The following is a 26,113-nucleotide window of genomic DNA, read 5'->3' as shown; positions in this document are numbered from 1 at the left end:
GAGGGGAATGCCGCGGGCGGCGGAATGTTTCTCGCGGGAGGTTAAACTGCTCGCGAGCACCACGGCGGCTGCGGACGGGCTACGTGCGGCATTATGGTGCGACCGCCCCGACCGGCGGCATCGTCGTGCGCCTACGACCAACGTCTCCTGCCTAGAATCGCGAAATTCCGGTTAACTGCATTGCGCCGTTCTCATGCTCCCCCACGGGGAAAAGCAGAGCAGAACACGCTGCAGGCCTTGGGGCCGGCACGGGATCATGTAGGATAGCGGTCGCGACCTCCGCCGGCGACCCTGCCGGCCGACACTCGGACCGCTTACTCTGGGACTGCTTGATGAGCGCGCATGTAATAGTCACCGACGAAGCCGCCACACGCGTGATCCGGCTGCGCAGGCCCGAGAAGAAGAACGCGATCACCCAGGAGATGTTTCGCGCGATCAGCGATGCGATCGACAAGGCGCAGAACAATCCGAAGATCCGCTGCCTGATCATCACCGGCGGCTCCGGCGTGTTCACCGCGGGCAACGACATCGAGGACCTGCTCGCGCAGGGCACCTCGACCGGCGAGACGCCGCCCGCCTCCGACCTGGTCAAGTTCCTGTATTCACTGGCCCACAATGTGAAGCCGATCATCGCCGCCGTCGACGGCGTCGCGATGGGCATCGGCACCACAATGCTGTTTCACTGCGACTATGTGCTGGCGAGCAAGGCCGCGCTGTTCTCGACGCCGTTCTCCAATTTCGGCCTGGTGCCGGAAGGCGCCTCCAGCCTGCTGATGCCGCGCACGATGGGCCATCAGCGCGCCTTCGCGATGCTGGTGATGGGCCGCACCATGTCGGCCGACGACGCCCGCGTCGCCGGCTTCGTCAACACCGTGGTGGCGCCGGGGCATGCCGAGGTCGAGGCGCACAAGGTGGCGCGCGAGATCTGCGCGCTGCCGGCCGAGGCGGTGGCGATCTCGCGCCGCTTGATCCGGCTGCCGCCCGAGGACGTCACCCGCCGCATCGAGCAGGAGAACCATCTGTTCAGCGAGCGGATGCGCTCCAACGAGGCGGTCAGCGCCTTCAAGGCCTTCATGGCGCGCACGAAGGATTGAAACGAAGCATCGCAAAATTGTAGTGCCGTCACGCCATGATCGTGTGTTCCATGATCGTGCACGCCATGGACAGGTCATGAGACAGCCCCGCCTTACGCCCCTCGCCGCGCTCTGCGCACTCGGACTGGCCGCGGCAGGTCCCTGTCTGGCGCAGACCGCAGCGCCGGTGAACCTGCGCATTCTCGCGATCAACGATTTCCACGGCTATCTGCGGCCGCCACCGGGCGGCATCCGCATCACCGATCCCGCTGATGCGACCAGGAAGATCATGGTGCCCGCCGGCGGCGCCGAACGACTATCTCGTCAAACAGCTGCGTGAAGGCCACAAGAACAACATCTTCGTCGCGGCCGGTGACCTGATCGGCGCGAGCCCGTTCTTGTCGGCGATGTTTCACGACGAGCCGACCATCGAGTCGCTGTCGATGATGGGGCTTGCGATCTCGTCGGTCGGCAACCACGAATTCGACGAGGGCAAGGACGAGCTCCTGCGGATGCAGAATGGCGGCTGCCACCCGGTCGACAAGTGCCAGGGGCCGCATCCCTTCGTGGGGGCCAAATTCCGCTATCTGGCCGCCTCCACGATCGACAAGGCCTCCGGCAAGCCGGCGTTTCCGCCCTACGAGATCAAGGAATTCGACGGCATACCGGTCGCGTTCATCGGGCTGACGCTGAAGAACACTCCGAACCTGGTGTCGCCGGCCGGCGTCGGCAGCCTCGACTTCCGCGACGAGGCCGAGACCGTCAATGCGCTGGTCCCCGAGCTGAAGGCGAAGGGCGTCGAGGCGATCGTGGTCTTGATCCACGAAGGCGGCTTTCCGACCGGCGATTATCATGAATGCCCAGGCATCTCGGGGCCGATCGTCGATATCGTCAAGAAGTTCGATCACGCGGTCGACGTCGTGATCTCCGGCCACACCCACCAGGCCTATGTCTGCGAGATCGACGGGCGGCTCGTCACATCCGGCGACAAATACGGCACGCTGGTCACCGCGATCGATCTTCAGCTAGATCCGAACAGCCATGACGTGATCAGCGCCAAGGCCGACAACACCATCGTGAAGATCGGCGGCACAGCCAAGGACCCGGAGCAGAGCGCGCTCCTGGAATCCTACGACCGGCTGGCCGCGCCGATCGCCAACCGCGCGGCGGGCTCGGTGACGGAAACGCTGTCGCGCACGCCGGCCGAGACCGGCGAAAGCCCGCTCGGCGATATCGTCGCCGACGCGCAGCTGCTTGCCACCAGCTCGGAGCCGAATGGCGGCGCGGTGATCGCCTTCACCAATCCCGGCGGCGTGCGCACCGACATCGTCAAGCGCGAGGACGGCGCCGTCACCTATGCCGACATCTTCGCGAGCCAGCCGTTCCGCAACCAGCTGGTGACGATGACGCTGACCGGCAAGCAGCTCAAGGACGTGCTGGAGCAGCAATGGGCCGACCCGAAACGGCCGCGCGCGCTACAGGTCTCGAAAGGCTTTGCCTATGCGTGGGATGCGAGCAAGGGCGACGGCGCGCGCATTATCGCCGCGCGGATGTCGCTCGACGGCAAGCCGATCGACCCGGCCGCGAGCTATCGCGTCACCGTGAACAATTATCTCGCCGAGGGCGGTGACGGCTTCACGGTGTTCAAGGAAGGAACGGCGCAGCAGTTCGGCATCTACGATGTCGATGCGCTCTATGCCTACTTCAAGGCCAACAGCCCGGTCGGCCCAGCGGCCGGAAAGCGGATCGAGCGGATCAATTGAAGTGCGGGCATGGAACATCGGTGGGGCGGAGACAGGCCTTTCCGGCGGGCCGGTAACGGCCTAAATTAGGCGCTCCTCGCACGCGCCCCAAATGCGCCGGGAATTTGCATGACACTGCTTCTGACGCACACCGCCTGCCTCGAACACCTGACCCCACCCGGACATCCCGAACGCCCCGACCGGCTGCGCGCGGTTGCCGAGGTGCTCGGCGAAGACCGCTTCAGGGCGCTGGTGCGCGACCTAGCGCCGGAAGGCGACCTCGACAGCGTGCTGCTCTGTCACGGCGAGCACTATGTCGGCGAGCTGCGTCACATCGCGCCGACCTCCGGTATGATCTATATCGACGGCGACACCTCGATGTCGCCGGGCACCTGGGAGGCCGTGATGCGCGGCGTCGGCGGCGCGGTGGCGGCGACCGATGCGGTGATGACGGGCGCGCACCAGAACGCCTTCGTCGCGGTGCGCCCGCCCGGGCATCACGCCGAGAAGTCGACGCCGATGGGCTTCTGCTTCTTCGATAATGTCGCGATCGCCGCGCGTCACGCGCAGCGCAAATACGGCATCAAGCGTGCCGCGATCATCGATTTCGACGTCCATCACGGCAACGGCACGCAGGATATCTTCTGGGCCGATCCGACCGTGATGTACTGCTCGACGCATCAGATGCCGCTGTTCCCCGGCACCGGCGCTTCAGGCGAGCGCGGCGAGCACGACACCGTCGTCAACGCGCCGCTGGCGCCCGGCGACGGCGGCGCCAAATTCCGCTCCGCCTTCGAGAACCTGATCCTGCCGCAGCTCGAGAAGTTCTCCCCCGAGCTGGTCGTGATCTCGGCGGGCTTCGACGCGCATCACCGCGATCCGCTGGCCTCGATCAACCTGACCGGCGAGGATTTCGGCTGGGTCACGCGCAGGCTGATGGACCTCGCCGACAACAGCGCCGGCGGCCGCGTCGTCTCGGTGCTGGAGGGCGGCTACGACCTCGAGGGCCTGAAAGAGTCGGTGGCATCTCACGTCACCGCATTGATGGGCGGGTAAATCCCCGCCACAATACCCCCGCAAAAATTCGATTGATTCTGCGCCGGTGCAAGCATGGCCTGCGACAGGTCATGTTTGGACGACAAGACCCGATCACGGTCTGATCGGCGCACCGGGAACACATAATGGCCGAAAACGCTCAAGCCGACGTCAAGAAGCTCTCCTTTGAACGCGCGATCGAGGAACTCGAATCGATCGTCAAGCGCCTCGAGGACGGCAAGGTCCCGCTTGAGGAATCGGTCGCGATCTATGAGCGCGGCGAGGCGCTGAAGCGGCGCTGCGAGGAATTGCTGCGCCAGGCCGAAGCCCGCGTCGACAAGATCACCACCGACGCCTCTGGCCAGCCGACCGGCACCGAGCCGCTCGACGTGCAGTAGCGCCGATACACCGCAATCACGCGACACGATGTCCGCCACCGGCGGGCGATTGTTGCTGTGCATTTCCGTTGGTCGACCACGCCGTGGGGCAACCGCCGCGATCGGGTGCGGCTGCGAATCAGGCCGATCCGGACCCTCCCGGCTCCCCTTAAATTAGCAAAAATGGAACCCGTCCCCTAGCCAGGCATTGAAAAGTCTAGGCTTTTCAGGACAGCGCATAGGAACCCTGCACCCCCTATCGGGTTGGCTTTGACTACGGCTTTGGTGTAATGCTTCCAGTTCTATGGGCATTTGGGGGTGGCCGGCGGCCCGAATTATTCGGGCGGCATGCATCTCAAATGGTTCGACAAAACTGAACCGGGACGGGTGAAGAGCGACCAAGGTGATGCATATCACGTGGTCCAATCCGGAGTGAATCTAGGCTTACAACCAGGCAGGGCCTGCCGGGACGGCACCCAGTGTCTGGAATTCGCTGCGCGGTGAGCGCGCCAACCCATCTCGCGTCGGGCCGTTCGTTCCGACAGGCAAAAATTGGAAATTCGCTGTGACCACATTTAGTAAAACGCCGCTTCTTGACACTATTCACACGCCGGATGACCTGCGCAAGCTGAAGGTCGAGCAGGTGCGGCAGGTTGCCGACGAGCTCCGCCAGGAAACCATCGACGCCGTGTCGGTGACCGGCGGCCATTTCGGCGCCGGCCTCGGCGTGGTCGAACTGACCACCGCCATCCACTACATCTTCGACACCCCGCGCGACCGCCTGATCTGGGACGTCGGCCACCAGGCCTATCCGCACAAGATCCTGACCGGTCGCCGCGACCGCATCCGCACCCTGCGCACCGGTGGCGGCCTCTCCGGCTTCACCAAGCGCACCGAGAGCGACTACGATCCGTTCGGCGCCGCGCACTCCTCGACCTCGATCTCGGCCGGCCTCGGCATGGCCGTGGCGCGCGACCTCTCCGGCGGCAAGAACAACGTTATCGCCGTGATCGGTGACGGCGCGATGTCGGCGGGCATGGCCTATGAGGCCATGAACAACGCCGGCGCGATGAACTCGCGCCTGATCGTGATCCTCAACGACAACGACATGTCGATCGCCCCGCCGGTCGGCGCGATGAGCGCCTACCTGTCGCGCCTCTACTCCGGCAAGACCTACCGCTCGCTGCGCGAGGCGGCCAAGCAGATCAACAAGCGCCTGCCGAAGATCCTCGCCAACCGCGCCAACCGCGTCGAGGAATATTCCCGCGGCTTCATGATGGACGGCGGCACGCTGTTCGAGGAGCTCGGCTTCTATTATGTCGGCCCGATCGACGGCCACAATCTCGACCATCTGCTGCCGGTGCTGAAGAACGTCCGCGACATGGAGACCGGGCCGATCCTGGTTCACGTCGTGACCCAGAAGGGCAAGGGCTACGGCCCGGCCGAGGCTTCCGCCGACAAGTACCACGCCGTCGTCAAGTTCGACGTCGCGACCGGCACTCAGGCCAAGGCCAAGCCGAATGCGCCGGCCTACCAGAACGTGTTTGGCCAGAGCCTCGTCAAGGAAGCCCAGAAGGACGACAAGATCGTCGCCATCACCGCGGCGATGCCGTCGGGCACCGGCGTCGACATCTTCAACAAGGCGTTCCCGGACCGCACCTTCGACGTCGGCATCGCCGAGCAGCACGCGGTGACGTTCGCCGCCGGCCTCGCCACCGAAGGCTACAAGCCGTTCTGCGCGATCTATTCGACATTCCTGCAGCGCGGCTATGACCAGGTGGTCCATGACGTCGCGATCCAGAGCCTTCCGGTCCGCTTCGCGATCGACCGCGCCGGCCTGGTCGGCGCCGACGGCGCGACGCACGCCGGTTCGTTCGACAACGCCTATCTCGGCTGCCTGCCGAACTTCGTGATCATGGCGGCCTCCGACGAGGCGGAAATGGTGCACATGGTGGCGACCCAGGTTGCGATCAACGATCGTCCGAGCGCGCTGCGCTATCCGCGTGGCGAGGGCCGCGGCGTCGAGATGCCGGAAGTCGGCATTCCCCTGGAGATCGGCAAGGGCCGCATCGTCCGCGAGGGCAAGCAGGTCGCGCTGCTGTCGTTCGGCACCCGCCTCGCCGAGTGCGAGAAGGCCGCCGACGAGCTCGCTGCCCACGGTCTCTCCGCCACAATCGCCGATGCGCGCTTCATGAAGCCGCTCGACGAGGAGATGATCATGAAGCTCGCCCGCGACCACGAGATCCTGATCACCATCGAGGAAGGCTCGATCGGCGGCTTCGGCTCGCATGTCATGCAGTTCCTGTCCGACAACGCGATGCTCGACAGCGGCATGCTCAAGTTCCGCTCGATGATCCTGCCCGACGTGTTCCTCGACCACGACACGCCGGCGGCGATGTATGCCCGCGCCGGTCTCGACGCCAAGAGCATCGTTGCCAAGGTGTTCGAGACCCTCGGCAAGGACTACAAGACCGAGACCGTCAAGCTCGCGTAATCGCTTTGGGCGGCGCTCCCGGGAGCGGCGGCAAGTCCATGAAAATCTATCTGGCAGGTCCTGACGTGTTCCTGCCGGATGCCGTGGAGATCGGCCGCCGCAAGGCGGAGGTTTGCGCCTATCACGGGCTGACCGGCCTGTATCCGCTCGACAACAGCATCAATCCCACGGTCGCCGGCGCCTCGCTTACCATCTTCAAAAGCAACGAGGCGATGATGGAGTCGGCCGACGCCGTCATCGCCAATTTGACGCCGTTCCGCGGCCCCAGTGCCGACGCAGGCACCGTCTACGAACTCGGCTACATGGCGGGACGCGGCAAGCTGTGCCTCGCCTATTCGAACGATCCCACGTCCTACGCCAATCGCGTGGCGCGGCTGCAGCAGGTCGTGCCGGCATCCGACGGACGCCTGATCGACGCGGAGGGACTGACGGTGGAAGAGTTTGGCTTGCCGGACAATCTGATGATGATGCATGCGCTCGAGCTGCACGGCAGTCCGCTGGTGACGCCGAGGCAGCCTGCGGCCGACCTCTGGCACGACCTCACCTCCTTCGAGACCTGCGTGCGGCTCGCCGCCGCGCAGCTCCGGCAGGGCGCCAAGTGACCAAGCACGTGACCAAGGCAGGCAACAACGACAACAACGCATCCGCCGGCAAGCGCATCGACGTGCTGCTGGTCGAGCGCGGCCTGTTTGAAAGCCGGGCGCGGGCGCGCGCCGCGATCGACGCCGGCCTCGTCACCGCCGACGGCAAGCCAATCGCGAAGGCATCCGAGCTCGTCGCACCCGGCGCCGCACTCACGGCCGAACCGGCGCATCCCTATGTCTCGCGCGGCGGCGTCAAGCTCGCCGGCGCGCTCGAGCACTATCCGATCGACGTCGAGGGCCATGTCTGCCTCGATGTCGGCGCCTCGACCGGCGGCTTCACCGAAGTGCTGCTCGCCAATGGCGCAAGCCTCGTCTTCGCCGTCGATGTCGGCCACGGCCAGCTGCATCCCTCGCTGAAGGGGCATCCGAAGATCGTCTCCATGGAGGAGACCGACATCAGGAGTTTCGAGGGCAAACGCCTGCCGGCGCGGCCCGACGTCGTCGTGATCGACGTCAGCTTCATCTCGCTGAAGCTGGTGCTGCCGGTGGCGCTGTCGCTGGCGGCGGCGCCGATGCATCTGCTGGCGCTGATCAAGCCGCAATTCGAGGCGGCGCGCAAGCACGCCAAGCGCGGCGTCATCCGCAATGCGATGGTGCACCAGCAGATCTGCGACGATATCGCCGCCTTTGCCGCCTCGCTCGGCTGCACCGACATTCAGGTGTTCCCGTCATCGATCACCGGCGGCGACGGCAACATCGAATTCTTCCTCGGCGCCCGCCGTGGCTGAGCTCCTCACCATCGACCATGTCGGCCATCGCGGCGACGGCGTCGCGATCGACGGCGCGCAGTCGATCTTCGTGCCCTACACGCTGGCCGGCGAAACGGTCGAGGTCGACGACGTTCCGGGCAATCATCCCGACCGGCGGCGGCTGGTGCGGGTGACGCAGGAAAGCCCCGAGCGGATCGCGCCGTTCTGCCCGCATTTCGGCGTCTGCGGCGGCTGCGCGATCCAGCACTGGGATGACGCGCCCTACCGCGCCTGGAAGCGCAACATCGTGGTCGAGACGCTGGCGCAGGCAAAGGTCGCGGCCGAAGTCGCGCCGCTGCTCGACGCCCATGGCGCGGGCCGCCGCCGCATCACGCTGCACGGACGCATGGGGACCCATGAGGTGCTGAAGGTCGGCTTCGCTGCGGCCGGTTCGCACGATATCATCCCGGTCGACCGCTGTCCGATCCTCGATCCGGCACTCGACGGCGCGCTCGAGGCGGCCTGGGCCACAGCCGAGCCGCTGATCTCGATCGGCAAGCCGCTCGACATCCAGGTGACCGCGACCCTCAACGGCCTCGACATCGATGTACGCGGCTCCGGCGCGCTGCCGACCAGCCTGATCACCACCCTGTCGCGGGTCGCCGAGAAACACCGGCTGACACGCCTGACACGGCATGGCGAGCTGGTGCTGCAGCGCGGCTCGCCCGAGATTGCGATCGGAAAGGTGAAGGTCGTGCTGCCGCCGGGCTCGTTCCTGCAGGCGACCGTCAAGGGCGAGGAGACGCTTGCGGCGCTGGTTCGCGAGCATTGTGGACGCGCCAAGCACATCGCCGATCTGTTTTGCGGCGTCGGCCCGTTTGCGCTCCGCCTCGCCGAGAAGGCGCGGGTCACCGCCTTCGACAGCGACGCCGGCGCGATCGCGGCGCTGCAAAAGGCTGCGCAATCGACGCCGGGGCTGAAGCCGCTCAAGGCCGAGGCGCGCGACCTGTTCCGCCGCCCCCTGATGCCGCAGGAATTGCGCGACTACGACGCCATCGTGTTCGATCCGCCCCGGCAAGGCGCGCAGGCGCTCGTCACCCAGCTTGCGGCGAGCAAGGTGCCGGTGGTCGTCGCGGTGTCCTGCAACGCCGCAACGTTTGCGCGCGACGCAAAAATCCTGATCGATGGCGGCTACAAGATCGCCAGCGTCACCCCGGTCGATCAGTTCCGCCACACCCCACATGTCGAGCTGGTGGCGCGCTTCGCACGCTGAGACAACGCTGCAACTATCGCAGCCCGCGGCGGTCTCGCTATAATCCGCGTCGCATGCCCCACGATCCGCTGCTCGCACGTATCATTCCCGTCCTTGCCGACGTGCCGGGCGTCGCCGCCATCGTGCTCGGCGGCTCGCGGGCGCGCGGCACGGCGCATGACGCCTCCGACACCGATCTCGGCCTCTACTATCGGGATAATGCCGCTCCGGATATCGATCGGCTGCGCGCGGTGGTGACCGGCCTGGTCGATGATCCCACCGCTGCCCATGTGACGGCGGTCGGCGAATGGGGCCGGTGGATCGTCGGCGGCGCCTGGCTTGCGATCGGCGGCCACAAGGTCGACCTGCTCTACCGCAGCGTCGACCAGGTCACTGACGTCATCGACGCCTGCCGGAACGGTGAGATCAGCATGCATTACCAGCCGGGCCATCCGCACTGCTTCTGCTCGGCGATCTGGATGGGCGAGGTGGCGCTGTGCCGTGCCCTGCATGATCCCGACGGCCTCGTCGCCGCATTGAAGGCAAAGACCGCGCCCTACCCGCCCGCCCTGCGCGATGCGCTGGTGCGGCGCTTTCAATGGGAAGTCCTGTTCGCGATCGAGAATGCCGAGCTTGCGCTGCCGCGCGGCGACAGCACGCATATCGCCGGCTGCGCCTATCGCGCGCTGGCGTGTATCGCGCAGGTGCTGTTTGCACTGAACGGGCAGTATCTGATCAACGAAAAGGGCGCGCTGGCGCAGGCGGCGAATCTTCCGGTGACGGTTCGTGGCCTCGCCGGGCGCCTTGCCGAGGTGTGGCGGCAGATCGGCGCCACCGAGCACACCGCTGCGATGCAGACGCTCCGCGAAATCGAGAGCGACGTTCGAGATATTTGCTCGGGGGTTAGCGAACCACCGTAGGACGGGTAGAGCGCAGCGAAACCCGTCACATCTCGCGGCACGACGATGGGCTTCGCTTCGCTCTACCCATCCTACAAACTGAAGAACGACGTCGGAAGATTTGTAGGGCGGGTTAGCGCAGCGTAACCCGCCATGTCTTGCGCAAGAAGCGGTGGATTACGCCTTCGGCTAATCCACCCTACAAAGCTACAAGGCGACGCAAGCGAATTCCTCACCGCCCCCAGCGATCCTGCCAGATCTTCTCGCCGATCGTGCAACTGACCCGCGGCTCCTTCTCGGCGGTCCGCATGATCGGGCGCTCGGGGGTGCGGCCGGCGACCTCGAGCAGCAGCTTGGTGCGGATCGCTTCCTTGAACTTCTCGCGATCCTTGATCGACACCACGAAGGAGCCGGGCCCGCCAATCACACAGTCCTCATAATAGTAGTCGAGATTTTCGATATCCATCGTCGAGTAGGACGGCTCCTTCACCATGATCGGCAGGCCGTTGATGACGATGCCCTTGTCGAGCGCCGCATCGCGCGCAGGCGTGATCGGCGTGCCGTTGTTGTTGGGGCCGTCGCCGGAAATATCGATCACGCGGCGCAGGCCGCGATGCGGATTCTCGTCGAACATCGGGATCGCGAAATAGATCGCGCCCGAGATCGAGGTGCGCGAGGCGCGGCGCACCGGCGTCTTCATGATCTCGGCGGAGACCGCATCGGCGGATTCGGGGCCGTCGATCACCCGCCAGGGAATGATGACCTTCTGGTCGTTGGAGGCGGCCCATTCGAAATAGGTGATCGAGATCTTGCCGTTCGGGCCGGCCTTCAGCGCCTGCAGGAACTCCTTGGAAACGATCGCTTGCGCATAACCCTCGCGCTGGATCGCGAGCTCGTCCATGTCCATCGAATAGGAGACGTCGACCGCGATGATCAACTCGATGTCGACGCTCGGCGTGGATTCCTTTTCGGCCAGCCGGCCTGTCTGTGTTCCCGGGCCGGGCGCGGCAACACCGGCCACATCGCCGCTGGCTAACATGCCCGCGACAAGCACCGCTCCGATCGAGACATACCAGCGCATTGCGGCCCTCCCGTCGTGTCCCGTCATGGTGACACGCAAATCGGGCGGCGAAAAGCGCAGATATCATCTGTCCTTCACATTCAAGTTAGAGGCCTGCAAGTTAGAGGCCTGCAGTTCGACGCTTGCAGGCTGGACATCACTGCCACGCATGAGGCAACGCGCCGTGCCGCTGCCGCAATGACGCCGTGCAAATCGAACGGTTCCAACATGTGCGGGAAGACGGTATTCTTACGGGGCAATCGCGAGGGAGTGCGATGCCCGATACCGTTGTCAAGCCGAGAACCAAGACGAGAACCAAGGTCGAGCGGCCGCGCCTGCACAAGGTGATCCTGGTCAACGACGACTACACGCCGCGTGAATTCGTCGTCACCGTGCTGAAGGGTGAATTCCGCATGACCGACGACCAGGCCTACAAGGTGATGCTGACCGCGCATCAGCGCGGCGTCTGCGTGGTTGCTGTGTTTACCAGGGATATCGCCGAGACCAAGGCGACGCGCGCCACCGATGCCGGCCGCGCCAAGGGTTATCCGCTACTGTTCACCACCGAGCCCGAAGAATAGCGGCCATCACCGATCCGCAGGCCGCGCGAGCTGCGCCTGCTGGCTCAGCGCAATGTCGGCGACGACCGCCCCCATCACCAGCACACCGCCGATCAGGGCGCGCGGCGACGGCACCTCGGCAAACGCCAGCCACACCCAGAACGGCATCAGCGGCGTTTCAAGCGTTGCGATCAGCGACGCCTGCGCGGACGGCAGCAATCTGGAGCCGACCGTAAACAGGGTGAGACCGAGACCGACCTGGCACGCGCCGAACATCGCGAGCACGCCGAGATCGGCACCGGTGACCGCGCCGATGCCGAGCCCCAACGGCAGGCTGATGGCGCGCCGCGGCGGCGATCATCGGCGTCCCCTTGTGCCGCCGGATCACCACCGTCATCAGCGAAATCGCCAGCACCATTACGCAGGCAAGACCGATGCCCCTGTAATCCATGATGCCGCCGGCGCCGCTGACGGTGATCGCCACCCCCGCGAGCGCGACAAGGCTCGCCAGCAATGTGCCGGGCCGCGCCCGCTCACCGAGCCAAAGCCGGGCGATCGCGGCCGCCGCGAACGGCTGCATCGCGATGAGAATGGCGACATTGGCGACGCTGGTCAGTTGCAGCGCCGGAATGAACGTCACCATGCCGAAGGTCGAGAGGCCGGCCACCAGCCATCCGCTCAAAGGCATCACGACGAGATCGCGCGCGCCGCGCCAGCCCTGCGTCGCGACCAGGAACAGCGCGATCGCGCCGCCGCCGAACAGCCCGCGCCAGAACAGGATGGTCCAGGAATCGAAGTGCAGCAGCCGGGTGAAGAACGGCGCAGTGCTCCACGCCGCGGCAGCCGCCACGACCAGCGCGATCCCGGTGCGATGCTGGGCGTTCGTGTCAGTCACGTCGCACCGACACTAGCTCGCAGCGGCGACCGGCGCCTCGTCGAACAGGCCGTAGACCCGTTCGGCCTTGGCAAATCCCGCGATCGGAAACTCGCCGAGATCGCTCCAGCCGCCGTCGTGAATGCCGGCGAAGCGCTCGGAGGCCACGACCGTGCGGCCGAGACGGCCGGCGATCTTCTCGAGCCGCGCGGCGAGATTGACCGCAGGGCCGATGCAGGTGAAGTCGAGCCGGTTGCCGCCGCCGATATTGCCGTAGAGCACTCGCCCGAGATGCAGCGCGACGCCGAAGCGGAAGCGCTCGACCGCGTCGCCATTGGGGAATTGCAGCGCCTCGACGCCGGCGCGCGACTCGCGCGCAGCCTCCAGCACGCGCGAGCAGACCTGCGCCTCGTCGCCGAGATACTCGTCGACCGGAAACACCGCGAGCAGGCCGTCGCCCATGAATTTGAGCACCTCGCCGCCATGGTCGCGGATCGCGGTGACCTGGCAATCGAAGTAGAGGTTGAGGATCTCCACGACCGTCTCGGACGGCAAGCGGTCGGACAGCGCGGTGAAGCCGCGCAGGTCGGACAGCCAGATCGCCGCATCCATGGTGTCGGCGCTGCCGCGCCTGATCTGGCCGCCCAGGATGCGCTCGCCGGCCCGGTTGCCGACGTAAGTGTCGAGCAGCAGCGTCGCGGTGCGGCGCAGCGTGACGATCTCGATGTAACGCGACAGCGGGATGGTGATCGAGCGGATCGCATCGAGCTGCTCGTCGGTGAAGCCGCCCGGCTGCCTGGTGGTCCAGCTCGAGGCGTTCGGGGGGCCGGCGGTGTTGATCAGCGGCACCGCGATGTAGTCGGTGACGCCCTCCGCCTGCAGATCCACGACGACCGGAAAGCGGGTGCTGGCGGGGTCGTCGAGCCGCGCGCGCACTTCAACGCCCTGCTTGAGGACGATCGCCAGCGGGCTGACGGCAAATTCCGGGGCGTCCAGGATGTTGTGATCGACCGTGCCGGTCTCGACCTCGGCGCCAAGCCTCCAGATGAAATGGCGGCCGTAGATCTCGGGATGCAGCGTGCGTACGAAAACGCCGACGCGCCACAACGGCAGGCCGGCCCGCATCAGGCGTTCGCAGCATTCCGCCATCATCTGCGCCGGAGTCGGTGCCGAGCGCGCGCCGCCGATCATCCATGCGATGATGTCCCGAAGCTCCGACGCGTTCATGGCATTCCCCAGGCGAGCACCCGATCCGGTGATCTCCACTATACAGGGGATCAGCGCCCGGTCTGCCCGCGGTCGCGCAGAAAATGATCGGCCAGAACGCAGGCCATCATGGCCTCGCCCACCGGCACCGCGCGGATGCCGACGCAGGGGTCGTGGCGGCCCTTGGTCAGGATGTCGGTATCGGCGCCCTTGCGGTCGACGGTCCGGCGCGTGGTCAGGATCGAGGACGTCGGCTTGACCGCAAAGCGCACCACCACCGGCTGGCCGGTCGAGATGCCGCCGAGCACGCCGCCGGCATGGTTGGACAGGAAACGCGTTCCGTTGTTGCCGGTCCGCATCTCGTCGGCGTTCTCCTCGCCGGTGAGTTCGGCGGCGCCGAAGCCGGCGCCGATCTCGACGCCCTTGACGGCGTTGATGCTCATCATCGCGGAAGCCAGATCGCTGTCGAGTTTGGCGTAGATCGGCGCGCCGAGCCCGGCCGGCACGCCCTCGGCGACGACCTCGATGACGGCGCCGATCGAGGAGCCGCTCTTCCTGATGCCGTCGAGATAGCTTTCGAAGAACGCCGCCTTGTCCTTGTCGGGACAGAAGAACGGATTGTTGGCGATCTCGTCCCAGTCCCACTTCTCGCGGTCGATCTTGTGCGGGCCCATCTGCACCAGCGCGCCGCGCACCTTCACCTCGGGCAGGACTTTTCGCGCGATTGCGCCGGCCGCGACGCGGGTCGCGGTCTCGCGCGCAGAGGAACGCCCGCCGCCGCGATAGTCGCGCAGGCCGTATTTCGCCTCATAGGTAAAGTCGGCATGGCCGGGGCGGAACTTGTCCTTGATCTCGGAATAATCCTTCGAGCGCTGGTCGGTGTTCTCGATCAACAGCGCGATCGGCGTCCCGGTCGTGACCTGCACGCCGCTCTCCGGATGCGCCATCACGCCGGACAGGATCTTCACCGCATCCGGCTCCTGGCGCTGGGTGGTGAAGCGCGACTGGCCGGGCCGGCGGCGGTCGAGGTCGTGCTGGATCTCCTCCACCGTCAGAGGGATCATCGGCGGGCAGCCGTCCACCACACAGCCGATCGCGACCCCATGGCTCTCGCCGAAGGTCGTGACGCGGAACATATGGCCGAAAGTATTGAAGGACATGGCGTGTCGTAACGCGCAGGGTCGGCAGCGTCAAACGGGTTCATGACTCAGGGACGTGGCTGGCCGGGCGCTCTTAACTATATTTCCGCAGGCCCGCCGCGCTGAACACGTAGACCGCCCCCTGCTCGATGGTGAGGTCGGCGGCCGAGGCCGGGGTCTCGAAGCCGAGCGCCACCATCAGCGCCCGCGCCGTGCCGCCATGGGCGACGGCGACGGTGTCCGACGTCACCGAGCCGTACCACTCGGTCATCCGCGCCTGCACGTCGACATAGCTCTCGCCGCCCTCCGGCGACACCGTCCACTTCTCAGCCAGGCGGCGGGCATAGACGACGGGGTCGGCGGCCTGCGCCTGCGCCAACGTCGAGCCTTCCCACGACCCGTAGGCGATCTCGCGCAGCCGCGCGTCGAGGGCGTAGTCGCCCGGCGGCAGGCCAAGCTCGGTGCGCACCAGCTCCATGGTCGCGCGCGCCCGGAGCAGCGGACTTGCGACGAACGGCAGCGTCGTCTTGTCACGGCCGTCGCGCGCCAGGAGATCGGCGAGAATGCGGCCGGCATGGGCCGCCTGGGCGCGGCCGCGCTCGTTGAGAGCAATATCCTGCACGCCCTGAAGCCGGCCTTCGGCGTTCCATGAGGTCTCGCCGTGGCGGATGTAGTAGATCGTTGGCACCGGCATTCGCTTCGAATTTTTCTGGCCCGGAGGTACACCAGCACTTTGGCTGGCGACAAGCCCAAATCGGCCGCAGCCGAGGCGCTATGCGCGCAGCTCGGCGCAAACCGGAATAGCCACGCCGCTAGGGTGTTATGTTTAGCAAGGCGGCTATCGCCGCAACCATCGAAGACTGGGATGCATGACCGCGTTTCGTCAAAGTGTCGAAGCCATGATTCCAGCGCTCCGCCGCTATGCGCGCGCGCTGGTGCGTGACTCGGATATCGCCGATGATTTGGTGCAGGACACGCTGGTGCGCGCGCTGCGCTCGGAGCGGCTGTTTCTCGGCGGCGACGTCAGGAGCTGGCTGTACACGATCCTGACCAATCTGAACAAGAACCGCAGGCGCTCGCTGTCGCGTCGGCCGGCCTTCATGCCGCTGCTCGACAACAATGCCGACGCCAGCGGCACCGAGGCGGAGGGACGCGACATCGAGCGCGCACTGTCGACGCTGGTCGAGGAGCAGCGCTCGGTGCTGCTGCTCGTGATGCTCGAGGGCATGAGCTACCGGGAGGTCGCCGACATCCAGGGCGTGCCGATCGGCACGGTGATGTCCCGCCTCGCCCGCGCGCGCGCCCATGTGCGGGCCTCGATCGAGGGCCAGCGCCCGGCGCTGAGGCGGGTGAAATGATAGTGTGCGCGATGACAGGTGTTACACATGAACTTTTTTCGAACAAGATTTGGCAGAGACCATTGATATGACCGACCCGAATATCCCCGTCACCGAAGACGAGCTGCACGCTTACGTCGACAACGAGCTGCCGGCCGAACGCCGCGGCGATGTCGAGGCGTGGCTCGCCGCGCATCCTGACGACGCGGCGCGGGTGCAGTCATGGCGCGCGATGGCCGAGACATTGCATGCGCGCTACGACACGGTGCTCGACGAGGCGGTGCCGAAGCGGCTCGAGCTCGAGCGGCTGGTGCGCCAGCCGCGCCGCTGGGTCTATGGCGCGGTGGCGGCGACGCTGATGGCCTTCATCGCCGGCGGCGGCGTCGGCTGGATCGCGCGCGGCGCCGCGGCGACGCCGTCGGCCTTCCAGAGCTTCACGCTCGATGCGCTGGATGCGCATCGGCTCTACGTGGTCGAGGTCCGTCATCCCGTCGAGGTGCCCGGCAGCGAGCGCGACCATCTGCAGCAATGGCTGACCAAGCGCTGCGGCTGGGACGTCCGCGCGCCCGACCTGACCGGGCTGAAGCTGGTCGGCGGCCGCCTGCTGCCGGGGCCGAGCGGGCCGGCGTCGTTCCTGATGTACGAGAGCACGTCCGGCGAGCGCTTCACGGTCTACACCGCCAAGGCGAAAACCGAAGCGACCCAGATGCGCTATGCCGTCCAGGGCAGCGACGGCGCGCTGTTCTGGGCCGATCGCGGCGTCGCCTATGTCGTCAGCGGCGGCACCGACCGCACGCGCCTGACCCAGGTCGCGCAGGCCGTCTACGATCAGATGGAGAAGAACGGCGGCTGATTTCCCGTAGATTTACGGGGAGATCAGCCGCCGCCATTGTGCCGTTTCGAGCAAGTGAATCCAGCCTCACTCGGCGTCCCAATTCCGACATTGAAAATTTCGATTCGCGTCATGGACGCGTCTCATTGTCGTACCGGATGCTCACGCGAAGATGATCCGCGCCCGATCCGCCGATCGGCGCACGCGGCCTCGATTGGGGTTTTGTGTACCGCGCTGGTCCCCCTCTCGAGGCCGCACTCTTTTTCCGCAGTCCGATCTGCACGCCGCAGATCGAGACCTCGGACGGCCGGTCATCCATTGACGCCCTCGCAACGGCTGCGTCTACCCCGATAGAGTCCGGGGTAGCGCAGTTTCGCGTCTCTTGCGTCTTTTGGGGCGCGCTCTCGGCGGTCAGCCGAGATCGCTGCGCGGATTGTAGGGATTTCGCTCCCGCCACGTCTGCATCAATGCCTCAAGCTCGGCATCGTTCCCGTCGGGAAGGATGATGCGGGTCGTGACATAGAGGTCGCCGACGGCGCCCGCCTTCGACAGCCCCTTGCCCTTGAGGCGGAAGGTACGGCCGCTCGAGGTGTTCTTCGGGATCGACAATTCGACCGCGCTGCCGAGCGTCGGCACCCGGACCTTGCCGCCCAGCACCGCCTCGTAGAGGGTAATCGGCAGATCGATCCGGAGATCGTTGCCGTCGACCTTGAAGAACGGATGCGGCGCGATCGAGATCGTGATCAGGAGGTCACCGGGCGGGTGGCCTTGCGCGGTGTCGCCCTGCCCCTTCAGGCGGATCTGCTGGCCGGCGGTGACGCCGGGCGGAATCTTGACGTTGAGCTCACGGCCGGTCGGCAGGCGGACGCGCTTGTCGCCGCCCCTGACCGATTCCTCCAGCGACACCGTCATGGCGACCGAAAGATCGAGGTCGATGCCGACCCCGCCGCCTTCGAATTCAAACGGGCTGGCCCGCCCGCGCGCGCCACCGCCGCCACGCGCGGCGTTGCCGAACATGCTGTTGAGGATGTCCTCGAAGCTGCCGCCGCCCATGCCGCCGGGGCCGGGGCCGCTGCGGAAGCTGTACTCGAAGCCGCCGGGACCGGCACGGCCGCTGGCGCCGCCGCCAGGGAATCCCTGGAAGCGCGGCTTGCCATCGGCATCGATCTCGCCGCGGTCGAACTGCTTGCGCTTGTCCTCGTCGCCGATGATCTCGTTGGCCGTGTTGATCTCCGCAAAGCGGGCGGCCGCCTTCGGATCGTTCTTGTTGTTATCAGGGTGATGCTTCTTGGCGAGCTTGCGGTAGGCGCTCTTGATCGTCGCAGCGCTGGCGCTCCGCTGCACCCCCAAGACCTCATAGGGGTCGCGCATCCGTCACGTCTCCTTCACGGGAAAATCAGTCCTGGGAACCCATCGGGCCCACTTTGACCTTATGTGGGGACCCAGTGGCATTTTTGCAACTAGCTCGACGCCGGCATCGGCCGGGACTTTCAGGACTTGCTCCAAGGCTTCAGGCTATGAATTTGCCACCGGCCTTGTCCAGACTTACAGGCGGCGCCCTGCAGCCAGGTCTCGGTGGTTCCATTGACATAGCTGGCGAGAAAATCCCGGCACGTCTTGCCGTCCTCGCCCGAATAGGCCTGGGCCAGCGGCGTCACCGAGCCGCGCGCGCCGGTCTGGGGATTTTCCCAGGGCTGGCTGGAATCCTTGTCGCCCTTGGTCAGCACGTCGGAGGCGGCGTTGCGGGCAAAGGCGAGATCGCTATCGGTCGGCATCACTGCGCTGACCTGGGTCGGGTTGATCGAGCCGGTCACATCCTTGTCGTCCATCCTGGCGAAAGCATCGGTGCGCGACAGGCTGCAGCCGCTGGCACCGACGCCGATCAGGATCAAGGTCACCACCGCGCCCGCAGGGTGGATCGCCGATAGGCCAACGCGCCCCCATGCCCTATATAGGGCTAGAAACGCGCTCTCGGACGCGGGCGAATGCAAATCGGGACTCCTGACATGACCGACACGACCTCCATCAAACACCCGACACCGTTAACATCGGGTGATTTCACCGCGGCGGAGGAGCCGTTCGCCCTGTTCGGCGAATGGTTTGCGGAAGCGGTCAAGTCCGAGCCGAACGATCCGAACGCGATGGCACTCGCAACCGTCGATGCCGACGGGCTGCCCGACGTGCGGATGGTGCTGATGAAGGGCTTCGATGCCGACGGCTTCGTGTTCTACAGCCACATTGCCAGCGCCAAGGGCCGCGAATTGGCCGCAAACCCCAAGGCCGCTTTACTGTTTCACTGGAAATCGCTGCGCCGTCAGGTGCGCATCCGCGGGGCGGTGACGCCGGTGACGGACGCCGAAGCCGACGCCTATTTCGCCACCCGGCCGAAGCAGGCGCAGATCGGCGCCTGGGCCAGCAAGCAATCGCAGCCGCTGGAGAGCCGCTTCGCCTTCGAGCAGGCGATCGCCAAGGCCGGTGCGAAATACGTCATCGGCGAGGTGCCGCGTCCGCCGGGATGGAGCGGCTGGCGGATCACGCCGCAGCGCTTCGAGTTCTGGCACGACCGCCCGTATCGCCTGCACGACCGCATCGAATTCCGCCGCGACGGCGCCGGCAGCGCATGGTCGAAGGTGCGGCTCTATCCGTGATGTCGACAACTTAAAAGACGCCAACCTGAAAGACACCATGTCCCCTCCTTCCAACGCGCCGCGCCGTACCCTGCTCCTGACCGGTGCCAGCCGCGGCATCGGTCACGCCACCGCGATCCGGTTTGCCTCCGCCGGCTGGCGTGTCATCACCTGCTCACGGCATGCATTTCCGGAAGTCTGCCCCTGGGGCGCTGGACCGGAAGATCACATCGAGGTCGATTTCGGCGACCATGACGACACGGTTCGCGCGATCAGCGAGATCCGCAAACGGTTGGTGAACGACGAGTTGCACGCGCTGGTCAACAACGCCGCGATCTCGCCGAAGGGTGCGGCCGGCGCCCGGCTCGGGACCATGGACACCGATATCGAGACCTGGCTGCACGTGTTCCGCGTCAACTTCTTCGCGCCCATCATGCTGGCCCGCGGGCTGATCGACGAGCTCAGGCACGCCAAGGGCGCGGTGGTGAATGTCACCTCGATCGCCGGCTCGCGCGTGCATCCGTTCGCCGGCGTTGCCTATGCGACCTCGAAAGCCGCGCTGGCGTCACTGACGCGGGAAATGGCATCCGACTTCGGCCGCGTCGGCGTGCGCGTCAATTCGATCGCACCGGGCGAGATCGATACCTCGATCCTGTCGCCGGGCACCGAGAAGATCGTCGACCAGCAAATCCCGATGCATCGCCTCGGCACTCCGGACGAGGTCGCCAAGATCATCTACGTGCTGTGCACGGAAACCAGCTCCTACGTGAACGGCGCCGAGATCCACATCAACGGTGGCCAGCACGTCTGAGCTGTGGCTTGGATGTTAGTTCGGGGAAGGAAGCGAGAGGTTCGAGGCGATCCCGGCCGCCGCCGCGGCCGTCACGTTGGGATTGCTTCGATTGCAGGCGTAACGACGCAGACGAGGCTTCTGCCTCCAAAAGGCCTTAGCCTCTAGTCCGCATAAAACCGGCGAGACTTCTTCTCAATCGGCTGCAGCGCGATGTCGTTCAACGCGCTGGAGCAATCGTCTTCGTCCTCGCCATCAAGCAACGCAGCGCCACAGTAGCGGCAAAGTCTCGGCGAGATCGCCTGCACCTTGCCTGCTGCGCGGTCGTGTTGATAGCGCGCAAAGTCGATGACGTTACGCCGTGGCGTTATGATCTTCTCAACCATTGCTGTCCTCCGGCTTCGAGGCGGGCGTTATCGCAGACAAGTTTCGCCCAAACGTTCAGCGCAACGCTCAAATTTTAGCAGAGGAAATAAGGCAGAAAGCGCGTCCCAAAACGCGACGTGTGGAACCGGCGCTACAGCCACTTCTTCCACTTGAAGATCCAGTACGGCACAACAGCCGCGACCAGCATCAGCACCAGCGCGAACGGATAGCCGTGCGTCCATTCGAGTTCCGGCATGATCTTGAAATTCATGCCGTAGATCGAGGCGATCAGCGTCGGCGGCATCAGCACCACCGCCATCACCGAGAACAGCTTGATGATGTTGTTCTGTTCCAGATTGACCACGCCGAGCATGGCGTCGAGCACGAAGGTGATCTTGTTGGAGAGATAGGAAGCGTGGTCGGTCAGTGAGGCCACGTCACGCTGCATGGTCTTGAGCTGCTCGCGCATGTCCTTGGACCATTTCACGCCCTCCACGATCGCCGAAAGGAACGTGACGAGGCGGCCGATCGAGACCAGGCTTTCGCGGACCTTCGAGGTCAGGTCGCCCTTGCGGCCGATCGCGATCAGGATCTGCGAATATTGCTTGGCGTGGCCATGGCGCTGGCTCTCCGGCTCGAAGATGTCGTGGGAGACCTGGTCGATGTCGGCCCCGCAGCGCTCCAGAATGTCGGCGCAGCGGTCGATCACCGCATCCAGCAGTTCCATCAGCACCTGCTCGCCGGTGATGCCGGGGGAACAGGCCCGAGCCAGCTTGTTCTCGACCAGCGCGAACGGCTTCGGCAGGTCGTAGCGCACCGTGACCAGCCGATGGCCGGTCAGGATGAAGGTGACCGCCGTGGTGCGCGGCATATCGGTGTCGGATTGGCACATCAGCGTCGCGGTCATGTAGCGGGCGCTGTTCTCGATATAGAGCCGGCTGGAGATCTCGATCTCCTGCATGTCTTCCCGGGTCGGAACCGCGATCCCCGCAAGCTTCTCGACGGCACGATCCTCCTCGACGGTCGGGTTCACCAGGTCGACCCAGACCGCGCCCTCCGGCAGCGCGCCGAGGTCGGTGGCGGCGGCCTTCTTGAGGGAGAAATCGGAGGGAACGAACACCGACAGCATCACGGACTCCACGAAACAGGGCTGGCAAGACCCGTCGATCTAGCGCGATTCTGGCTGGCGCTTCATGACCGGGCGATTAACCGGACATCCACCTTTGTGGCCGCCAGGCGGCAGTGAATGTGACGTTGAAGCAGCTTCGATTGAACAACCGTTGCCTGTTTGCACAAAAACTGGCCGCACACCAGAAGACTTGCGGCAAAAAAGCCACAGACGACGTCCCGCGATGCGGGAAAGGCATCTAAACTCTGGGAATAATGGCACGTTTCGGCAATAATGCCCTTCATGGAATCGTGGCGTTTTGGGGCGTAATGTTGGCGCTTTCGGGCGCGGATTTTCGATTGGAATGTAATCATGTCGTCGTTCAAAGTTACCTTCGGGATCTTGGCCGCGGGCCTGATGTTGTCGGGCTGCATGCAGGCCACGACCTATGAGGCAACCAACACGGCCGCCTTCAAGCCGCGTGACAAGGAACTCCTGGCCAAGACCACCTACGTCAAGACGCCGGTGGCTGAACCGTTCCGCCGCGCCATCGTCGAGTACCACCGCAAGGAAGCCCCCGGCTCGATCGTGGTCGATTCCGACAACCATTACCTCTACTACGTGCTGAACGACGGCAAGGCGATCCGCTACGGCATCACCGTCGGCGAAGAAGCCATGGCCTGGTCGGGCATCGCCAAGGTCGGCAGCATGACCGAATGGCCGGCTTGGCATCCCACCCCCGGCGAAATCTCGCGCCTCGGCGTTCCGACCTTCGTGGCACCCGGCCCGGACAATCCGATGGGCTCGCGCGCGATGTATCTCTACTCGGGCGGCAAGGACACCCTGTTCCGCATCCACGGCACCAACCAGCCGGAATACATCGGCTCGTCGATCTCCTCGGGCTGCATCCGCATGACCAACGAGGACGTCATCGACCTCTACAACCGCGTTAAGCTTGGCACCATCGTCGTGGTGCTGGAGCCGAAGCACGGCGATTCGCCCTATAAGCCGCAGATGGCACTGCAGGGCGGCGGCGGCACGACCTACTGATCCCAATCACGTCGCAGCAATCGCGATCAAAGGCGCCGGCTTTGCCGGCGCTTTTTTGTTGGCTGCGGCTTGGTCTCGGCAGCGCCGTCGGGCGCGGCCGCATCATCTGATTTCGCCGCATCCGGCTCATCGGCCTTGCCGCGGTCGGCTTCGGATCGGTCCGGCTTCGATGAGTCCGGCTTGGATGCGTCCGATTTGGCCGCGACCTCGCGCGGCGGCGCCTCTTCGGGGCGCTCGGCCGGCAACAGCGGCGCCACACGCGGCAGCGGATCGTACACGTTCCACTGGCAGATCCGGTAATTGTTGCGGCGCTCCGTCAGGTCGAGATGGATGTGGTCCTCGTGGTACCAATCCGAGCCCGGACCGAGCACGGTGGAGAAGCGGCCGCAGACCGAATGCAGCACGGTCTCGCGCAGATCGCGCGGCACGCTGCGGTCGGTCAGCGAGATCGACTTGCCGTTGGCGAGACCGAAGGCGCGCACGTCGAGCGCATTGGCGCGGCCATGTTCGGAGAGTTGCGCGCCGGCAACGCGGTTGCGGCCGCGACACTCGAACGAGTCGAAATTGTCGAGATTGCTGATCCCGCCCCCGAGGCTCTGCGCCAGCGGCGCGATATCGGTGCGGACCCAGTCGGCGACCGCACTTGCCATCTTGCAGCGGAGGATCGCCGCGGGCTTGACCGCGACCTTGCGCTTATCCGGCAGCACGATGGCCTCGAGCCGCACCAGATCCTCGCCGCCGCAGCCGCCGGCGCCGTGGATATCCGGAATGCTCGGCGCGATCGCGATTTCCTCGGTCAGCGCCTGCCGGCAGGCCGAAAGCTGCGGCCTCGGCGGCTCGGCTGGCTTGGCTGCTTCGGCTGGCGTGGCCGTCGCGCCGGGCCTGGCCGCCTCAGCAGGCGCGGCCGGTGGCGGCGCCGCAGCCGCCGGCGGCTCGGGCTCCGCGGCCGCAGGCGCGTCAGCCGCTGCCGGCGCCTCCGCGGGGCGCGGCTTCGGCAGTGGCACCGCTGAGCGGCGGACCGCCTTGTGCGCCCTGTGCGGCCGGGTGCCGAACAGCTCGTCCCAGGGAAAGCCAGGCGCGCCGCGGGCGGCCTGCGCGGATCCCGCTTGCATGCCAAGGCACAACAGCGCGGCGACAGCGGTAACCATTGCCGCGCCCCCGCGACGAAACGCGCCATCAGGCCATTTTCGGCTTGCTTTCTCCGCGCTACAGTTCATGTCAGTTCCATGATTTTACTGCCGGCCGTCCAAGATGCCGGCAGATCATGCGTGAGGATCGAGGAGGGATTTGCGTATGCTTGGCTTGATGCAAGACTGGCCCCTGCTGTGCCACAAGATTATTGAGCACGCCGCCAAATATCACGGCACGCAGGAAGTCGTGACCCGGTCGGTCGAAGGCCCCATTCATCGCACCACCTACGCCCAAATCCACGCCCGCGCGCTGAAGGTCTCGCAGAGCCTGGAACGCGACGACATCAAGCTCGGCGACCGCGTCGCCACCATCGCCTGGAACACCTGGCGCCACCTCGAAGTCTGGTACGGCATCATGGGGATCGGCGCGATCTGCCATACGGTCAATCCACGCCTGTTTCCGGAACAGATCGCCTGGATCGTCAACCACGCCCAGGACCGCATCGTCATCACCGACCTCACCTTCGTTCCGGTGCTGGAGAAGATCGCCGGCCAGCTGCCGAGCGTCGAGCGCTACGTGGTGCTGACCGACAAGGCGCACATGCCGCAGACCACGCTGAAGAACGCGGTCGCCTATGAGGACTGGATCGCGGCATCCGATGGCAAGTTCGCGTGGAAGACCTTCGACGAGAACACCGCCGCGGCGATGTGCTACACCTCCGGCACGACGGGCGATCCCAAGGGTGTCCTCTATTCGCACCGGTCCAACGTGTTGCACGCGCTGATGGCCAACTCGAAGGACGCGCTCGGCACCTCCGCGTCGGACACAATGCTTCCGGTCGTGCCCTTGTTCCATGCCAACAGCTGGGGCATCGCGTTCTCCGCGCCATCGATGGGCACCAAGCTGGTGATGCCCGGCCCGAAGCTCGACGGTGCCTCGGTGTACGAACTGCTGTCGACCGAGAAGGTCACCCATACCGCGGGTGTCCCGACGGTGTGGCTGATGCTGCTGCAATACATGGCCGCCAACAATCTCAAGCTGCCTGATCTGCAGATGGTGATCTGCGGCGGCTCGGCGATGCCGCGCTCGATGATCAAGGCGTTCCTCGACATGGGCAGCCAGGTGCGCCACGCCTGGGGCATGACCGAGATGAGCCCGCTCGGCACGCTGGCCACGCTGAAGCCGCCGTTCAACGCGCGCAGCGGCGAGGAACGGCTCGACATCCTGCAGACCCAGGGCTATCCGCCATTCGGCGTCGAGATGAAGATCACCGACGATGCCGGCAAGGAGCTGCCGTGGGACGGCAAGACCTTCGGCCGTCTCAAGGTCTCCGGCCCCGCGATCGCGAGGGCCTACTTCCGGGTCGATGCCAACATCCTCGACGACGCAGGCTTCTTCGACACCGGCGACGTCTCGACGATGGACGAGCACGGCTACATGCGGATCACCGACCGCTCCAAGGACGTGATCAAGTCCGGCGGCGAATGGATCTCCTCGATCGATCTCGAGAACCTCGCGGTCGGCCATCCGGCGGTGGCGGAAGCGGCCGTGATCGGCGTCCATCACCCCAAATGGGATGAGCGGCCGCTGCTGATCGTGCAGCTCAAGCAGGGCGAGAGCGCCACGCGCGAGGACATCCTGAAGTTCATGGACGGCAAGATCGCCAAATGGTGGATGCCCGACGACGTCGTCTTCGTCGACGGCATTCCCCACACCGCGACCGGCAAGATCCTGAAGACGGCGCTGCGCGACCAGTTCAAGGATTACGCCTTCCCCACTGCTGCGTAGGCGAGGTGTCATCCTCCCCTGGAAGGGGAGGATCGGTTCG

27 protein-coding genes and 1 pseudogene are annotated in these 26,113 nt (G+C 65.6%); 16 read left to right on the top strand and 12 right to left on the bottom strand.

Going from position 1 to position 26,113, the window contains the following annotated elements:
• Positions 1 to 332: 332 nt before the first annotated feature.
• The 9 genes and pseudogenes from AC066Y_RS27095 to AC066Y_RS27055 all read left to right on the top strand — a co-directional run bounded on the left by AC066Y_RS27095 (position 333) and on the right by AC066Y_RS27055 (position 10,226).
• Positions 333 to 1,094, top strand: coding sequence for a crotonase/enoyl-CoA hydratase family protein (locus AC066Y_RS27095; protein WP_478276522.1), 762 nt, complete (start codon positions 333 to 335; stop codon positions 1,092 to 1,094).
• 76 nt (positions 1,095 to 1,170) lie between these two features.
• A pseudogene (locus tag AC066Y_RS27090) lies at positions 1,171 to 2,836 on the top strand (bifunctional metallophosphatase/5'-nucleotidase).
• A gap of 108 nt (positions 2,837 to 2,944) precedes the next feature.
• Positions 2,945 to 3,871: a histone deacetylase family protein gene (locus tag AC066Y_RS27085; RefSeq protein WP_478276521.1), complete on the top strand. Its 927-nt coding sequence runs from the start codon at positions 2,945 to 2,947 to the stop codon at positions 3,869 to 3,871.
• Between the two features lie 125 nt (positions 3,872 to 3,996).
• Positions 3,997 to 4,248 carry an exodeoxyribonuclease VII small subunit gene (locus AC066Y_RS27080; RefSeq protein ID WP_092124735.1) on the top strand — a complete coding sequence of 84 codons (252 nt, stop codon included), beginning with the start codon at positions 3,997 to 3,999 and terminating at the stop codon, positions 4,246 to 4,248.
• Positions 4,249 to 4,792: 544 nt separating this feature from the next.
• On the top strand, positions 4,793 to 6,721 hold the full coding sequence (gene dxs, locus AC066Y_RS27075; RefSeq protein ID WP_478276520.1) for a 1-deoxy-D-xylulose-5-phosphate synthase: 1,929 nt from the start codon (positions 4,793 to 4,795) through the stop codon (positions 6,719 to 6,721).
• A gap of 38 nt (positions 6,722 to 6,759) precedes the next feature.
• Positions 6,760 to 7,323: a nucleoside 2-deoxyribosyltransferase gene (locus AC066Y_RS27070; protein ID WP_478276519.1), complete on the top strand. Its 564-nt coding sequence runs from the start codon at positions 6,760 to 6,762 to the stop codon at positions 7,321 to 7,323.
• A complete protein-coding gene (locus AC066Y_RS27065) occupies positions 7,320 to 8,093 on the top strand; it encodes a TlyA family RNA methyltransferase (protein ID WP_478276518.1) in 774 nt (257 codons plus the stop codon). Before AC066Y_RS27070 ends, AC066Y_RS27065 begins: the two co-directional genes overlap by 4 nt.
• Positions 8,086 to 9,327 carry a class I SAM-dependent RNA methyltransferase gene (locus AC066Y_RS27060; RefSeq protein ID WP_478276517.1) on the top strand — a complete coding sequence of 414 codons (1,242 nt, stop codon included), beginning with the start codon at positions 8,086 to 8,088 and terminating at the stop codon, positions 9,325 to 9,327. The genes AC066Y_RS27065 and AC066Y_RS27060 overlap by 8 nt, the downstream gene beginning before the upstream one ends.
• 53 nt (positions 9,328 to 9,380) lie before the next feature.
• Complete coding sequence (locus AC066Y_RS27055) at positions 9,381 to 10,226, top strand: nucleotidyltransferase domain-containing protein (protein WP_478276516.1); 846 nt, start codon at positions 9,381 to 9,383, stop codon at positions 10,224 to 10,226.
• Between the two features lie 211 nt (positions 10,227 to 10,437).
• Here the strand turns inward: AC066Y_RS27055 and AC066Y_RS27050 are convergent, their stop codons facing one another.
• On the bottom strand, positions 10,438 to 11,286 hold the full coding sequence (locus AC066Y_RS27050; RefSeq protein ID WP_478276515.1) for a DUF1194 domain-containing protein: 849 nt from the start codon (positions 11,284 to 11,286) through the stop codon (positions 10,438 to 10,440).
• 254 nt (positions 11,287 to 11,540) lie between these two features.
• Between AC066Y_RS27050 and clpS the strand changes: the two genes are divergently transcribed.
• Positions 11,541 to 11,846 carry an ATP-dependent Clp protease adapter ClpS gene (gene clpS / locus AC066Y_RS27045; RefSeq protein WP_478276514.1) on the top strand — a complete coding sequence of 102 codons (306 nt, stop codon included), beginning with the start codon at positions 11,541 to 11,543 and terminating at the stop codon, positions 11,844 to 11,846.
• Between the two features lie 6 nt (positions 11,847 to 11,852).
• Here the strand turns inward: clpS and AC066Y_RS27040 are convergent, their stop codons facing one another.
• The 5 genes from AC066Y_RS27040 to AC066Y_RS27020 all read right to left on the bottom strand — a co-directional run bounded on the left by AC066Y_RS27040 (position 11,853) and on the right by AC066Y_RS27020 (position 15,738).
• Positions 11,853 to 11,993 (bottom strand): hypothetical protein, encoded by a 141-nt coding sequence (locus AC066Y_RS27040; RefSeq protein ID WP_478276513.1) that lies wholly within the window; start codon positions 11,991 to 11,993, stop codon positions 11,853 to 11,855.
• Between the two features lie 10 nt (positions 11,994 to 12,003).
• On the bottom strand, positions 12,004 to 12,720 hold the full coding sequence (locus AC066Y_RS27035; RefSeq protein ID WP_478276512.1) for a DMT family transporter: 717 nt from the start codon (positions 12,718 to 12,720) through the stop codon (positions 12,004 to 12,006).
• A gap of 12 nt (positions 12,721 to 12,732) precedes the next feature.
• Positions 12,733 to 13,926 carry an adenylate/guanylate cyclase domain-containing protein gene (locus tag AC066Y_RS27030; RefSeq protein WP_478276511.1) on the bottom strand — a complete coding sequence of 398 codons (1,194 nt, stop codon included), beginning with the start codon at positions 13,924 to 13,926 and terminating at the stop codon, positions 12,733 to 12,735.
• Between the two features lie 50 nt (positions 13,927 to 13,976).
• Positions 13,977 to 15,065 carry a chorismate synthase gene (gene aroC, locus AC066Y_RS27025; protein ID WP_024580648.1) on the bottom strand — a complete coding sequence of 363 codons (1,089 nt, stop codon included), beginning with the start codon at positions 15,063 to 15,065 and terminating at the stop codon, positions 13,977 to 13,979.
• Positions 15,066 to 15,138: 73 nt separating this feature from the next.
• The gene (locus AC066Y_RS27020; RefSeq protein WP_478276510.1) at positions 15,139 to 15,738 is read right to left on the bottom strand and encodes a histidine phosphatase family protein; all 600 of its coding nucleotides are present in this window, start codon (positions 15,736 to 15,738) and stop codon (positions 15,139 to 15,141) included.
• Positions 15,739 to 15,913: 175 nt separating this feature from the next.
• Between AC066Y_RS27020 and AC066Y_RS27015 the strand changes: the two genes are divergently transcribed.
• Both AC066Y_RS27015 and AC066Y_RS27010 read left to right on the top strand, forming a co-directional pair.
• Complete coding sequence (locus AC066Y_RS27015; RefSeq protein WP_478276509.1) at positions 15,914 to 16,402, top strand: sigma-70 family RNA polymerase sigma factor; 489 nt, start codon at positions 15,914 to 15,916, stop codon at positions 16,400 to 16,402.
• Between the two features lie 67 nt (positions 16,403 to 16,469).
• Positions 16,470 to 17,234 carry an anti-sigma factor family protein gene (locus tag AC066Y_RS27010; RefSeq protein ID WP_173641401.1) on the top strand — a complete coding sequence of 255 codons (765 nt, stop codon included), beginning with the start codon at positions 16,470 to 16,472 and terminating at the stop codon, positions 17,232 to 17,234.
• Between the two features lie 390 nt (positions 17,235 to 17,624).
• On the opposite strand, the gene AC066Y_RS27005 is transcribed toward AC066Y_RS27010, so the two are convergent.
• Both AC066Y_RS27005 and AC066Y_RS27000 read right to left on the bottom strand, forming a co-directional pair.
• A complete protein-coding gene (locus tag AC066Y_RS27005) occupies positions 17,625 to 18,584 on the bottom strand; it encodes a DnaJ C-terminal domain-containing protein (RefSeq protein ID WP_478276508.1) in 960 nt (319 codons plus the stop codon).
• A 119-nt stretch (positions 18,585 to 18,703) separates the two neighbouring features.
• Positions 18,704 to 19,111: an RT0821/Lpp0805 family surface protein gene (locus AC066Y_RS27000; RefSeq protein ID WP_478276507.1), complete on the bottom strand. Its 408-nt coding sequence runs from the start codon at positions 19,109 to 19,111 to the stop codon at positions 18,704 to 18,706.
• A 108-nt stretch (positions 19,112 to 19,219) separates the two neighbouring features.
• Between AC066Y_RS27000 and pdxH the strand changes: the two genes are divergently transcribed.
• Positions 19,220 to 19,861 carry a pyridoxamine 5'-phosphate oxidase gene (gene pdxH / locus AC066Y_RS26995; protein ID WP_456758102.1) on the top strand — a complete coding sequence of 214 codons (642 nt, stop codon included), beginning with the start codon at positions 19,220 to 19,222 and terminating at the stop codon, positions 19,859 to 19,861.
• 37 nt (positions 19,862 to 19,898) lie between these two features.
• A complete protein-coding gene (locus tag AC066Y_RS26990; RefSeq protein WP_173641397.1) occupies positions 19,899 to 20,651 on the top strand; it encodes an SDR family NAD(P)-dependent oxidoreductase in 753 nt (250 codons plus the stop codon).
• A 143-nt stretch (positions 20,652 to 20,794) separates the two neighbouring features.
• On the opposite strand, the gene AC066Y_RS26985 is transcribed toward AC066Y_RS26990, so the two are convergent.
• From AC066Y_RS26985 to AC066Y_RS26975, 3 genes are all read right to left on the bottom strand, one after another.
• Entirely contained in the window at positions 20,795 to 21,016 is a 222-nt protein-coding gene (locus AC066Y_RS26985) for a hypothetical protein (RefSeq protein WP_456758104.1), read from the bottom strand.
• Between the two features lie 131 nt (positions 21,017 to 21,147).
• Positions 21,148 to 22,125: a magnesium transporter CorA family protein gene (locus AC066Y_RS26980; protein ID WP_478276506.1), complete on the bottom strand. Its 978-nt coding sequence runs from the start codon at positions 22,123 to 22,125 to the stop codon at positions 21,148 to 21,150.
• 62 nt (positions 22,126 to 22,187) lie between these two features.
• Entirely contained in the window at positions 22,188 to 22,490 is a 303-nt protein-coding gene (locus AC066Y_RS26975) for a hypothetical protein (protein WP_478276505.1), read from the bottom strand.
• Here AC066Y_RS26975 and AC066Y_RS26970 point away from each other — a divergent pair.
• Positions 22,477 to 23,154: a L,D-transpeptidase gene (locus AC066Y_RS26970; RefSeq protein WP_478276504.1), complete on the top strand. Its 678-nt coding sequence runs from the start codon at positions 22,477 to 22,479 to the stop codon at positions 23,152 to 23,154. The genes AC066Y_RS26975 and AC066Y_RS26970 overlap by 14 nt on opposite strands.
• Before the next feature lie 26 nt (positions 23,155 to 23,180).
• Here the strand turns inward: AC066Y_RS26970 and AC066Y_RS26965 are convergent, their stop codons facing one another.
• Positions 23,181 to 24,371, bottom strand: a complete 1,191-nt coding sequence (locus AC066Y_RS26965; protein WP_478276503.1) for an extensin family protein — start codon at positions 24,369 to 24,371, stop codon at positions 23,181 to 23,183.
• Positions 24,372 to 24,447: 76 nt separating this feature from the next.
• Here AC066Y_RS26965 and AC066Y_RS26960 point away from each other — a divergent pair, with 76 nt between their 5' ends.
• A complete protein-coding gene (locus tag AC066Y_RS26960) occupies positions 24,448 to 26,073 on the top strand; it encodes a fatty-acid--CoA ligase (RefSeq protein WP_478276502.1) in 1,626 nt (541 codons plus the stop codon).
• Positions 26,074 to 26,113: the final 40 nt, after the last annotated feature.

Source organism: Bradyrhizobium sp. USDA3010 (assembly GCF_056429065.1).
This window is presented reverse-complemented; position numbering and strand designations above follow the sequence as displayed.